Here is a 12,420-nt window from a genome sequence, read left to right on the forward strand (position 1 = left end):
GGTTAAGAACACTATAGAACTTACAAATAAAGCTGTTAAAAATTAGTGGCGCGCCCGCCAAGAATCGAACTTGGATCTCAGGCTTCGGAGGCCTACGTCATATCCATTGGACCACGGGCGCAACAGAAATTATTATAATACAAGAAGGTTACAATTGCAATGTATTAATATCAAAGCATTAGAATCTTTATTTTCCACGGGTATCGTATGGAAATAGTACAAGCCAGTCCTCGCTGCAGAACAACCAATATAGATACGGTAAAGCCCTTACATCCCGTGATATATGTATAAGTTGAAAAGAGGTTGTGAATTCTACTCTCGGAAGACTTGCGCTCCCTACGAAATTTGGTTAGAATAGGGGTGGGACTTAAAAAGTTAACCCGGGACGTTTTAAGACCATGAACAAGGGAATAGAGAAAGACGAAGTTGCAGGAGTGAAAGCATGCGTAATTTATTGGAAATCCAAAAGCAGCTTCTGCCTGATCTCATGGAAACCCTTAAGAGACGGTACACGATTCTTCATCAGATCATGTTGTCCGATATTATCGGGCGCAGAACGCTGGCCGCTTCCCTTGATATGACGGAGCGGGTGCTGCGTGCCGAGACGGATCTTCTGAAATCGCAAGGGCTCATTGAGATCGAGAGCGTAGGCATGCGTATTAGCGATGCCGGTCGCAGACTGCTTGACCTGCTGGAGCCGATCGCCAAGAGCCTGTTCGGTCTGGATGATCTGGAAGAGAAAATCCGCACAACCTATGGTCTTAGTAAAGTTATCATAGTACCGGGTGATTGCGAGTCGTCACCGTTCACCAAACGAGAGCTTGGACGCGCTGGCGCCAAGGCGTTACTCGGTGTACTGCGTTCAGACGATACCATTGCCGTCACAGGCGGCTCAACGCTAGCCGAGATGGCCGATCAGTTGTCCCCCCCGCTATCCCATTCCTATAAGAACGCCTGGTTTGTACCGGCGCGCGGAGGGCTGGGAGAGAGTATGGAGATTCAAGCGAACACCATCGCATCCACGATGGCCAAACGGGTAGGCGCAAACTACCGGTTGCTACATGTACCGGATTTGCTCAGCGAGGATGCTTATCAGTCCCTCGGACTGGACTCCAATATTGGAGAGATCGTCGGCATCATCCGCCGCTCACGTATCATCGTGCACGGTATCGGTGACGCCCTGGAGATGACCCGCCGCCGTAATCTGGATGAAGCCACAGTGGCAGAGATCCAGGGAGAAGGAGCGGTAGCCGAATCTTTTGGTTATTACTTCAATGAAGAGGGCAAGGTGGTTCACACCATGCTCACAATGGGACTGCGTCTGGAGGATATCATGCGGACGGAAGTCGTCGTCGGAATTGCCGGCGGCAAACGCAAGGCCAAAGCCATTCATGCGATGCTTCGTTTTGGGCAGGAGGATATCCTGATCACCGATGAGGCGGCTGCGGTGGAGATTGGCAGAGAAATCGACAATGAAGTACAGCTTCCTTTATAGTTTTACAGAAAATGGGGAGCAACGTTAATTATTTTGCATTATACTTAATATTGTTGTCATGACAAGCTTTACGGCCTGTCTTGAATAAATAAAACGAAATCTAGGAGGAACTATTCAATGAGTGTAAAAGTAGGTATTAACGGTTTTGGACGTATTGGCCGCCTTGCTTTCCGCCGTATTCAAAATGTAGAAGGTATCGAAGTGGTAGCAATCAATGACTTGACTGACGCTAAGATGCTTGCTCATTTGCTTAAATATGATACAACTCAAGGCACTTTCAAAGGCGATGTTGAAGTGCATGATGGATTCTTCAAAGTAAACGGTAAAGAAGTTAAGGTTCTTGCGAACCGCAACCCAGAAGAATTGCCTTGGGGCGACCTTGGCGTTGACATCGTACTGGAGTGCACAGGCTTCTTCACAACTAAAGAAGCAGCTGAGAAGCACCTGAAAGGCGGAGCTAAGAAAGTAGTTATCTCTGCTCCAGCTACTGGCGACATGAAAACTGTCGTTTACAACGTTAACCATGACATCCTTGATGGTACTGAAACTGTTATCTCCGGTGCTTCTTGCACAACGAACTGCCTGGCTCCAATGGCTAAAGTTCTGAACGACAAGTTCGGTGTTGTTGAAGGCTTGATGACTACTATCCACGCTTACACTGGCGACCAAAACACATTGGATGCTCCACACTCCAAAGGTGACTTCAGACGCGCACGTGCAGCTGCTGAGAACATCATCCCTAACACTACCGGTGCTGCTAAGGCCATCGGTCTGGTTATTCCAGAACTGAAAGGCAAACTCGACGGCGCGGCTCAACGCGTTCCAGTTGCAACTGGTTCCCTGACTGAGCTTGTAACAGTTCTTGATAAGAGCGTTACTGTTGAAGAAATCAACGCAGCAATGAAAGAAGCTTCCGATCCGGAAACTTATGGCTACACTGAAGATGAAATCGTATCTTCCGACATCAAGGGTATCACTTTCGGTTCCCTGTTCGATGCTACACAAACTAAAGTATTGACTGTTGGCGACAAACAACTGGTTAAAACCGTTGCTTGGTATGACAATGAAATGTCCTACACTGCTCAATTGGTTCGTACTTTGGAGCACTTCGCAAAAATCGCTAAGTAATATCACTTTTATATAAGCATTATCTATAGAGCGGAAACAGAAGTTCCTTGTTTCCGCTCTTTCTAAATGCATTCCTTGTAATTCCTGTTCGGATAAACTATGGGTGTGGAGGAAACTGTCATGAACAAAAAAAGTGTACGTGATGTAGAAGTAAAGGGTAAACGCGTATTCGTACGCGTCGATTTCAATGTTCCTGTAGAAGATGGTAAAATTACAGATGATACTCGTATCCGTGAAACGCTTCCTACGATTAAATACTTGATCGAGAACGGTGCTAAGGTTATTCTGGCCAGCCACATGGGCCGCCCTAAAGGTGAATTCGTAGATTCCTTGCGTTTGACAGCTGCTGCTGAGCGTCTGTCCGAGCTGCTTGGCAAACCAGTGGCAAAAGCAGATGAAGCAGTTGGCGAAGCCGTTAAAGCTAAAATCGCTGAACTGGGCGAAGGCGACGTTCTCGTACTTGAGAATGTACGTTTCTACCCAGGTGAAGAGAAGAACGATCCTGAATTGGCTAAGCAGTTTGCAGAACTGGCTGACCTGTTCGTGAATGACGCATTTGGCGCGGCTCACCGTGCACATGCATCTACAGAAGGTATCGCTCACTTCCTTCCGGCGGTATCTGGTCTGCTCATGGAGAAAGAATTGTCCGTACTTGGTAAAGCACTGTCCAATCCGGAACGTCCTTTCACTGCCATCATCGGCGGTTCCAAAGTAAAAGACAAAATCGACGTGATCGACAACCTGCTGACACTGGCTGACAATGTCCTGATCGGTGGCGGCTTGTCCTACACCTTCACCAAAGCATTGGGATTCGAGATCGGTATTTCCTTGGTGGACAACGAGAAATTGGATGTTGCCCTTGGATTCATCGAGAAAGCAAAAGCGCTTGGCAAGAACTTCTTGCTTCCAGTTGACGTCGTAGTAGCCGACAAATTCGGTGCCGATGCTAACACGAAGATTGTTCCTTTCAATGAAATTCCAGAAGGCTGGGAAGGTCTTGATATCGGACCAAAAACCCGTGAAATCTATGCAGATGTAATCAAAAACTCCAAGCTGGTTGTATGGAACGGTCCTATGGGCGTATTCGAAATCGACAAGTTTGCTGAAGGTACACTCGCAGTAGCTAATGCTTGTGCAACTACAGAAGGTTACACTGTAATCGGTGGTGGTGATTCCGCAGCGGCAGCAGAGAAGTTCCATCTGGCTGACAAAATGGATCATATCTCCACTGGCGGCGGCGCATCCCTGGAATTCATGGAAGGCAAGGCTCTTCCTGGCGTAGAAGCACTTAACGATAAGTAAGACGTAGAAGGAGGCAACCAAGCCATGAGAACACCTATTATCGCCGGTAACTGGAAAATGTTCAAAACTGTTCCGGAGGCGGAAAGCTTTATCGCCGACATCAAAGGCAAAGCGGAAGTAGAAGGCGTAGAGACTGTAATCTGCGCTCCATTCACTAACCTGCCTGCTTTGGTAGCAGCAGTAAAAGGTACTAACATCAAGATTGGTGCACAAAACCTGCACTTCGAAGATAACGGAGCTTACACAGGCGAGATCAGCGGCGTAATGCTTAGCGATCTTGGTGTGGATTATGTTATCATCGGCCACTCCGAGCGTCGTGCTTATTTTGGCGAGACAGACGAAATCGTGAACAAGAAGCTGCACGCAGCATTCCGTCACGGCATTACTCCAATCGTATGTGTAGGCGAAAAGCTCGAAGAGCGTGAAGCTGACCAAACTAAAGACGTTTGTAAAGTTCAAACTGAAGCTGCATTCCAAGGCCTTAGCGCTGAGCAAGCAGCTAAAGTGGTTATCGCTTATGAGCCGATCTGGGCCATTGGTACAGGTAAATCCTCTACTTCCGAGGACGCTAATGAAGTTATTGCCTACATCCGCAGCCTTGTAAAAGGTCTGTATGATGAAGCAACAGCTGAAGCGGTTCGCATTCAATACGGCGGCAGTGTGAAGCCTGAGAATGTAACGGAGTACATGGGTCAAAGCGACATCGACGGCGCTCTCGTCGGCGGTGCCAGTCTGCAACCTGATTCCTTCGTGTCCCTGGTTGAGGGGGCGAAGTAATAATGTCAGCACCAAGACCTGTAGCTCTTATTATCATGGACGGTTTCGGTCTGCGCGGTACGGATGAAGGCAACGCTGTTGCTCAAGCCAACAAGCCCAACTATGACCGTTATCTTAAGCAATATCCGAACACCACACTAACCGCTTGCGGTGAAGCTGTGGGTCTGCCGGAAGGACAAATGGGGAACTCTGAAGTGGGTCACCTTAACATTGGTGCCGGCCGGATCGTATACCAGGATCTTACCCGTATTGACAAATCGATTCGTGACGGAGAATTCTTCGATAACGAGACGCTTGTTGCGGCTGTAAGAAATGCTAAAACAACCGGTAAAAAGCTTCATCTGTACGCGCTTGTATCCGACGGAGGGGTACATAGCCATATTCAACACTTGTTCGCGATGCTTGATCTTGCGAAGAAGGAAGATATGCACGATGTGTACATCCATGCCTTCATGGATGGCCGCGACGTAGCGCCTGATAGTGGTCAGAAGTTCATTAAGGACCTGCTGGCTAAAATCGAAGAAGTTGGTGTAGGCCATATCGCTACCGTATCTGGACGTTACTTCGCGATGGACCGCGACAAACGTTGGGAACGGGTAGAGAAAGCTTACCGTGCAATGGTTTATGGCGAAGGCCCGAAATACACAGATGCACTTCAAGCAATCACTTCATCTTATCAGAATTCTGTATATGATGAATTTGTTGAGCCGAGTGTAATTGTGGACAGCGAAGGCAAGCCTCTGACAACGGTAGAAAGCGGCGATTCCGTCGTATTCCTTAACTTCCGTCCAGACCGTGCCATTCAACTGTCGCAAGTCTTCACCAATGCGGATTTCCGCGGTTTCGACCGGGGTCCGTTGTTCCCGCAAGGACTGCATTTCGTATGCCTAACGACATTCAGCGAAACGGTGCAAGGATACGTAGCCTACGCGCCGAAGAACCTGGACAACACGCTAGGTGAAGTGCTAGTGCAGAATAACAAGAAGCAATTGCGCATTGCAGAGACTGAAAAGTATCCGCACGTGACTTTCTTCTTCAGCGGCGGCCGTGATGAAGAGCTTCCTGGGGAGACCCGTATTCTGATTAATTCGCCGAAGGTAGCAACCTATGACTTGAAACCGGAGATGAGCGCATACGAAGTGGCTGCAGCCTGCGTAGCGGAAATCGAAGCCGATAGACAAGATGCTATTATCCTGAACTTCGCCAATCCCGACATGGTTGGACACTCTGGCATGCTGGAGCCGACCATCAAGGCTGTCGAAGTAACAGATGAGTGCGTAGGTAAGGTAGTAGACGCGGTTGTTGCCAAGGGCGGCGTAGCGATTATTATTGCCGACCACGGTAATGCGGATATGGTGTTTGACGAGGACGGTCGTCCGTTCACGGCGCACACTACTAATCCTGTACCGTTCATCCTCACCGATGAAAATGTTGTACTGCGCGATTCCGGCATTCTGGCGGATGTAGCACCAACTATTCTGGATCTGATGGGCCTTCCGCAACCTGCGGAAATGACCGGACAATCCATGATTGCCAGCCGCAAGTAAGCTTCACCCGGCGCTGGAACGTTTAATAAAGCAAGATTAAGACTATACCAACGATAAAAGGAGATTAACTAACATGACTATTATTTCTGACGTATATGCTCGTGAGGTCCTTGACTCCCGCGGTAACCCAACTGTAGAGGTTGACGTTTACCTGGAATCCGGCGCTAAAGGCCGCGCTATCGTTCCTTCCGGTGCTTCCACTGGTGCACACGAAGCTGTAGAACTTCGTGATGGCGACAAATCCCGTTACCTTGGTAAAGGTGTTCTGAAAGCTGTTGAGAACGTAAATGAGCTGATCGCTCCAGAAGTTATCGGTATGGACGCTCTTGACCAACTGGGTATCGACAAATTGATGATCGCCCTTGATGGTACTCCAAACAAAGGTAAACTGGGCGCTAACGCTATCTTGGCTGTATCCATGGCTGTAGCTCGCGCAGCTGCTGACGCTTTGGATGTACCTTTGTACGTATACCTTGGCGGATTCAACGCTAAAGCTCTTCCAGTACCAATGATGAACATCATCAACGGTGGTGAGCATGCTGACAACAACATCGACGTTCAAGAGTTCATGGTTCTTCCTGTAGGTGCTCCAAGCTTCAAAGAAGCTCTTCGCGTTGGTGCAGAAATCTTCCACAACCTGAAATCCGTACTGAGCTCCAAAGGCTTGAACACAGCTGTAGGTGACGAAGGTGGTTTCGCACCGAACCTTGGTTCCAACGAAGAAGCAATCACTACAATCATCGAAGCTATCGAAAAAGCAGGTTACAAACCAGGTGTTGACGTATTCCTGGGTATGGACGTTGCTTCCACTGAGTTCTACAAAGACGGTAAATACACACTTGCTGGCGAAGGTAAATCTTACACTTCCGCTGAGTATGTTGACCTTCTTGCTTCTTGGGTTGATAAATACCCAATCATCACCATCGAAGACGGTATGTCCGAAGACGACTGGGAAGGTTGGAAATTGCTTACTGAAAAATTGGGCGACAAAGTTCAATTGGTTGGTGACGACTTGTTCGTTACAAACACTGAGCGTCTTGCAACAGGTATCGAAAAAGGTATCGGTAACTCCATCTTGGTTAAAGTTAACCAAATTGGTACACTGACTGAAACCTTCGATGCGATCGAAATGGCTAAACGCGCTGGTTACACAGCAGTTATCTCTCACCGTTCCGGTGAATCCGAAGATAGCACCATCGCTGACATCGCAGTTGCGACTAATGCTGGTCAAATCAAGACAGGTGCTCCTTCCCGTACAGACCGTGTTGCTAAATACAACCAATTGCTTCGCATCGAAGACGAACTGGGTGAATTGGCTCAATACAACGGCCTGAAATCCTTCTACAACCTCAAAAGATAATTTACTTCTCTCGAAGAAGTGAACAGAAGACCTGCCGTTTTCGGCAGGTCTTTTTTTGATTGTAGACAAATCGCTGGATTTCAAAGGAACTTATGGTCTTACTGGTTGTATTACCCCAGTTGTTATGATAAAATGAGAATGCTGTTTAAGATTCGTGAACCCTAAATGCCTATAGATATGATGCTTAGACGTAGGAGGTGGAAGTGAATGGATATCTTTTTGAAAGTATTGCTCCTTGTTTTTTCGATCGGTCTGATTACGGTCGTTCTTCTGCAAAAGGGGAAAAGCGCAGGTCTTTCCGGTGCCATCTCCGGCGGTGCTGAGCATCTTTTTGGTAAAACAAAGGCACGTGGTATGGAACTCGTACTGCAACGTGTAACAGTTGGTTTGGCAGCTGGATTCTTTATCATGGCGATCCTTGTTGCAGTTTTTGTTGACTAGATTCTTTATAATGTACATGCAAAGCCTTGGCTCTCTTCTGGATGGAACAGAGCGAAGGCTTTTTTTGTTATATATCTTAATTTTTTGTCCCGACTTAACGTCCAGATTACAGTTCTAGGGATGCCGACGATTGATTTCGTGTATACTAGGGTATGAAGTAGGTAAAGGTAAATTTTACTTGCGGCATATTTATCCTATAGGGACAAGCCATACATATATGCCAGCGGCTACGGAGCCGCGGAGGGCCGAGGTGAAGGAACAAATGATAACACAGGAAGTACTACTTGATTTTATGCGCGAAACAGCATACAAACCTATGACTTACGACGAACTGGTGAGCCATTTCGCTCTGGAAGATAGCAACGAGTTCAAAGCGTTCGAGGATCTGCTGATTGCCTTGGAACAGGACGGGCGTATGGTGTTGACCCGCCATGGCCGCTACGGCGTGCCGGAACGGATGGACCTGCTGCGCGGAAGACTGCAAGCACATGCTAAGGGCTTTGCTTTTCTTATCCCCGATGATCGGGAACATCCTGACGTATACATCCATGCGAACGACCTGAAGGGTGCCATGAATGGCGATATCGTTCTGGTGCGCGTGAGCTCCAAGAGCCCATCCGGTGGACGGATGGAAGGTGAGGTTGTACGGATTGTTAGAAGAGGTGTGCTGCAGACTGTAGGCGTTTTTCAAAGCCTGGAGACTTATGGTTTTGTGCTGCCTGATGATAAACGGATTAACCGGGATATTTTTATTCCCAGGGAGTCCTTTAATGGTGCGGTGGACGGCGAAAAGGTCGTTGTACGCATCGTGAATTATCCGGAAGGCCGGTCAGCGGCTGAAGGGGAGATTATCGAGATTCTTGGGCACAAGGATGATCCGGGGATCGATATTTTGTCTGTTATCCGCAAGCACCAGCTGCCGGAGGCTTTCCCTGAGGAAGTTATGGCGGAGGCGAACGCTGCTCCAGATGCCATTACCGAAGAGGAGATCGTTCAGCAGGGACGACGCGATCTGCGCGGTCTGAACATTGTTACCATTGACGGTGAAGATGCGAAGGATCTCGATGACGCAGTCAACGTAGAACGGCTCCCGAACGGAAACTATAAGCTCGGCGTTCACATTGCGGATGTCGGCTATTATGTGCGGGAGAGCTCAGAGCTCGATAAAGAAGCTTATGATCGCGGGTGTAGCGTGTATTTGGTGGATCGGGTTATCCCAATGCTGCCGCACCGGTTGTCGAACGGGATTTGCAGCTTGAATCCGCAGGTGGACCGTCTGACGATGTCCTGTGAGATGGAGTTCAACGAGCATATGAAGGTTGTGAAGCATGATGTCTTCACGAGCGTTATTCGTACCAAAGAGCGGATGACTTATAAAAATGTCCGCAGAATTCTGGAGGATGAAGATCCTGAGCTGCTGGAACGTTACAGTCCGCTGATTGAAGACTTCCGTCTGATGAAAGAGCTGGCCATGAAGCTTCGCGATGCGCGGATGCGGCGCGGGGCGGTTGACTTTGACTTTGAAGAGAGCAAGATTATTGTTGATGAGAACGGCAAGGCTGTAGATATTGTAAAACGGGAACGTTCTGTTGCTGAGCAGATTATCGAAGAATTCATGCTGGCAGCCAATGAGACAGTGGCTGAGCATTTCCACTGGTTGAAGGTTCCTTTCCTATATCGGATTCACGAAGACCCGGATCCGGAGAAGCTACAGAACTTTATGGCTTTTGCGGCCAACTTCGGCCATCATGTCAAGGGCCGGGGCAACTCTGTTCACCCGCGTGCTTTGCAGAACCTTTTGGAGGAGATTCAGGGTACGAAGGAACAGACGGTTATCAGCACGATGATGCTTCGCTCTATGAAGCAGGCTAAATATGATGCGGAAAGCACAGGCCACTTCGGCCTTGCTGCGGAATACTATTCCCACTTCACATCGCCAATCCGTCGTTATCCCGATCTGGTCATCCACCGGGTAATGCGCGAGGTGATTGAAGGCGGCGGTGTGCTGACTCCGAAGAGACAGGAATACCTAGCTACCCGGATGCCAGATATTGCACAGCAATCTTCTGAGCGCGAACGCGTAGCAGTCGAAGCTGAGCGGGATACCGAGCAGCTTAAGAAAGCGGAGTACATGCTGGATAAGGTGGGCGAGGAATTCGACGCCATGATCAGCAGTGTGACCAGCTTCGGGATGTTCATTGAGCTGGAAAACACCGTCGAAGGACTAATTCGTCTCAGCGCGCTGACCGATGATTATTACCACTTCGACGAAGCTCATATGGCGCTTATCGGTGAGCGCACCTCGAAAGTGTTCCGCATCGGCGACGAGGTGAAGATTCGGGTCGCCCGTGTGAACATGGACGACCACACGATCGACTTCGAGCTCGTCGATATGAAGCCGCGCGCGGCAGGCGAGCGCCGCAGCGGTGGTTTTGGCGGCGGCCGCGGAGGCAAGGGCGGTCGCCCAGGCGGGTTCAACAAGCCGGGCAGCGGTAAGGCCGGCGGTGGTAAGGGCCGCGGCGGTAAAGGCAAGCCCGGCTCAGGTGCCGATGCTGGCAAAGCAGGCAGAGGCAAGGGCGCGGGTGTTACGGCCGATGCTGGCAAGGCCGGCAAAGGCAAGACAGGCGCGGCGGGTGCACGCGCCTGGGAAATGCCGCGCGGTGCCGAAGGCAGCGCGGCTGGCGGTGGCCGCGGCAAGCGTAAGCGCGGCGGCCGTGGGGCCGGCGAGGATGCGAGCCGGGCAGCAGCGGTGCTTGCACCCGGCGTAAGCACGGGTGCAGAGCGCAGCGACGGCGCCGAGCGTACCGCTGGCGGCGCGAAGGAGCAGGGCCGAAGTGGAGGCATCAACTTCGGCTTCGGGTCTGGCAAAGGCGGCTACAGCGCGCCAGGCAGCGGGCATGACCGTAACGGCCGCAGCGACTTCCGCGGTGTAGACGGCAGCACGAAGTTCCGCAGCCGGGAAGATCGCGGCGGCACCAGCTCTGCTGGTGCAGGCGCCGAAGGCAAAGGACGCCGCAAGAAAAAAGCCAAGGGCGGCGTGTTCATCGGACAAGCCGTGACCCCGGGTAACGTGGAGACCGCGGAGCAGGTATCCTCTAAGCGTAAAGACGGCGAGGGCAAGAGCCGTAAGAAGAAAAAGAAATAACACGCAGCGCAACAGCTGCTGAAAGAATAATTATTAAAACGCTGTTCTCTGTTAGCAGGGAACAGCGTTCTTTTTTACAGTAGAAGAAAAGCATTTGCTTAGCCCGGAAGAGCCCTAGGTGCAGAGATAAACCTCAATACCATACTCCTAAGGGGCGAAGACACACAAAATTCGAAGATACGAGGAGAAGGTTAAGTATAAATTGGAGACTCCCCTGCCAACTTCCTTGCGCTCCGTGGATTCCATTTGTTACAATATAGATCTGACGTTCGGATGATTTTATGAAATATGATTCAAGGAGTGATTCTCATGGGTAAAAAGGCAGACGGGAAAGTGCTCGCCCAGAATAAAAAAGCATCCCATGATTATTTTATCGAGGACACTTTTGAGGCTGGAATGGTGCTAACAGGAACGGAGATCAAATCGCTTCGTAACGGCCGCGCCAATATTGGGGATGCTTTTGCCACGATTCGTAATGGCGAGATTCACATTCACAATATGCATATCAGTCCTTTTGAGCAGGGCAACCGTTCCAATCCTGATGATCCAACCCGCACACGTAAGCTATTGATGCATAAAGCACAGATTCACAAGCTGCTTGGTCTGTCGAAGCAGGATGGCTACTCCATCGTGCCGCTGAAGATCTACGTGCGCAATGGTTATGCGAAGCTGTTAATTGGCTTGGGTAAAGGTAAGAAGCAATATGACAAGCGTGATTCTGCTGCTAAAAGAGATGCACAACGCGATATCCAACGTGCGCTGCGCGAGAAGCAAAAGATCGCCAGATAGTCTCGTTGCTACGCAAACTGCCATGGTTCCAGATTCAACCTTCAATTCCTTTAACCCACGTGTTAAAGTGTTGATAAATGTGATATACTGTGTAAGTAAAGTAATTGCTTCTAAACAGTCTTCTGATGAAGAAGCTGTGGATTGGATCTCTCTTGCTGGATGATCCGCTTAATCCGAAGCGCCCTTTTTAATGAGGGGCCGTTCTTGGATTCGACGGGGGTAGTTCGAGCATGAGCAGCGAGTAGTGGGGACGCGTCCGCTTCATCAACGCTAAAGCCTATTAAACGGCAAACAACAAAACAACTACGCTTTCGCAGCTTAATAACCTGTGTGCGTGCTTCTACCCTGCATCGCCCATGTGACAGGGATAGGGGCTAACAAGTAGTGGGATACGCCGCTTGGTCTCCGCCTGGGGTCAACGGAAGAAGATAATCAG

9 protein-coding genes, 1 tRNA gene and 1 other RNA gene are annotated in these 12,420 nt (G+C 49.6%); 10 read left to right on the forward strand and 1 reads right to left on the reverse strand.

Features of this window, described 5'->3' with window-relative positions; all coding sequences use genetic code 11:
- Positions 1-46 precede the first annotated feature (46 nt).
- Positions 47-121, reverse strand: a tRNA-Arg gene (locus HPT30_RS02730).
- Between the two features lie 321 nt (positions 122-442).
- Here HPT30_RS02730 and HPT30_RS02735 point away from each other — a divergent pair.
- From HPT30_RS02735 to ssrA, 10 genes are all read left to right on the forward strand, one after another.
- Positions 443-1,495, forward strand: coding sequence for a sugar-binding transcriptional regulator (locus HPT30_RS02735; protein WP_175369967.1), 1,053 nt, complete (start codon positions 443-445; stop codon positions 1,493-1,495).
- A 117-nt stretch (positions 1,496-1,612) separates the two neighbouring features.
- Entirely contained in the window at positions 1,613-2,623 is a 1,011-nt protein-coding gene (gene gap / locus HPT30_RS02740) for a type I glyceraldehyde-3-phosphate dehydrogenase (RefSeq protein WP_175369968.1), read from the forward strand.
- 120 nt (positions 2,624-2,743) lie between these two features.
- Positions 2,744-3,925: a phosphoglycerate kinase gene (locus tag HPT30_RS02745; protein ID WP_175369969.1), complete on the forward strand. Its 1,182-nt coding sequence runs from the start codon at positions 2,744-2,746 to the stop codon at positions 3,923-3,925.
- Positions 3,926-3,949: 24 nt separating this feature from the next.
- Entirely contained in the window at positions 3,950-4,702 is a 753-nt protein-coding gene (gene tpiA / locus HPT30_RS02750) for a triose-phosphate isomerase (protein ID WP_175369970.1), read from the forward strand.
- Positions 4,703-4,704: 2 nt separating this feature from the next.
- The gene (gene gpmI, locus HPT30_RS02755) at positions 4,705-6,249 is read left to right on the forward strand and encodes a 2,3-bisphosphoglycerate-independent phosphoglycerate mutase (RefSeq protein WP_175369971.1); all 1,545 of its coding nucleotides are present in this window, start codon (positions 4,705-4,707) and stop codon (positions 6,247-6,249) included.
- 73 nt (positions 6,250-6,322) lie between these two features.
- Positions 6,323-7,609, forward strand: a complete 1,287-nt coding sequence (gene eno / locus HPT30_RS02760; protein ID WP_175369972.1) for a phosphopyruvate hydratase — start codon at positions 6,323-6,325, stop codon at positions 7,607-7,609.
- Positions 7,610-7,816: 207 nt separating this feature from the next.
- Positions 7,817-8,050 (forward strand): preprotein translocase subunit SecG, encoded by a 234-nt coding sequence (gene secG / locus HPT30_RS02765; protein WP_175369973.1) that lies wholly within the window; start codon positions 7,817-7,819, stop codon positions 8,048-8,050.
- 262 nt (positions 8,051-8,312) lie between these two features.
- Positions 8,313-11,195, forward strand: coding sequence for a ribonuclease R (rnr, locus tag HPT30_RS02770; protein WP_175369974.1), 2,883 nt, complete (start codon positions 8,313-8,315; stop codon positions 11,193-11,195).
- A gap of 309 nt (positions 11,196-11,504) precedes the next feature.
- On the forward strand, positions 11,505-11,984 hold the full coding sequence (smpB, locus tag HPT30_RS02775) for an SsrA-binding protein SmpB (RefSeq protein ID WP_175369975.1): 480 nt from the start codon (positions 11,505-11,507) through the stop codon (positions 11,982-11,984).
- A 194-nt stretch (positions 11,985-12,178) separates the two neighbouring features.
- Positions 12,179-12,420: a transfer-messenger RNA gene (gene ssrA, locus HPT30_RS02780) on the forward strand; the annotation flags it as partial.

Origin of the sequence: Paenibacillus agri (assembly GCF_013359945.1) — a bacterium.
Lineage (GTDB): Bacteria > Bacillota > Bacilli > Paenibacillales > Paenibacillaceae > Paenibacillus_AQ > Paenibacillus_AQ agri.

What these genes read in the sequence shown, in the direction of transcription:
- HPT30_RS02735 (WP_175369967.1), top strand. Translation starts at nt 443, where the DNA reads ATGCGTAATTTATTGGAAATCCAAAAGCAGCTTCTGCCTGATCTCATG.
- gap (WP_175369968.1), top strand. Translation starts at nt 1,613, where the DNA reads ATGAGTGTAAAAGTAGGTATTAACGGTTTTGGACGTATTGGCCGCCTT.
- HPT30_RS02745 (WP_175369969.1), top strand. Translation starts at nt 2,744, where the DNA reads ATGAACAAAAAAAGTGTACGTGATGTAGAAGTAAAGGGTAAACGCGTA.
- tpiA (WP_175369970.1), top strand. Translation starts at nt 3,950, where the DNA reads ATGAGAACACCTATTATCGCCGGTAACTGGAAAATGTTCAAAACTGTT.
- gpmI (WP_175369971.1), top strand. Translation starts at nt 4,705, where the DNA reads ATGTCAGCACCAAGACCTGTAGCTCTTATTATCATGGACGGTTTCGGT.
- eno (WP_175369972.1), top strand. Translation starts at nt 6,323, where the DNA reads ATGACTATTATTTCTGACGTATATGCTCGTGAGGTCCTTGACTCCCGC.
- secG (WP_175369973.1), top strand. Translation starts at nt 7,817, where the DNA reads ATGGATATCTTTTTGAAAGTATTGCTCCTTGTTTTTTCGATCGGTCTG.
- rnr (WP_175369974.1), top strand. Translation starts at nt 8,313, where the DNA reads ATGATAACACAGGAAGTACTACTTGATTTTATGCGCGAAACAGCATAC.
- smpB (WP_175369975.1), top strand. Translation starts at nt 11,505, where the DNA reads ATGGGTAAAAAGGCAGACGGGAAAGTGCTCGCCCAGAATAAAAAAGCA.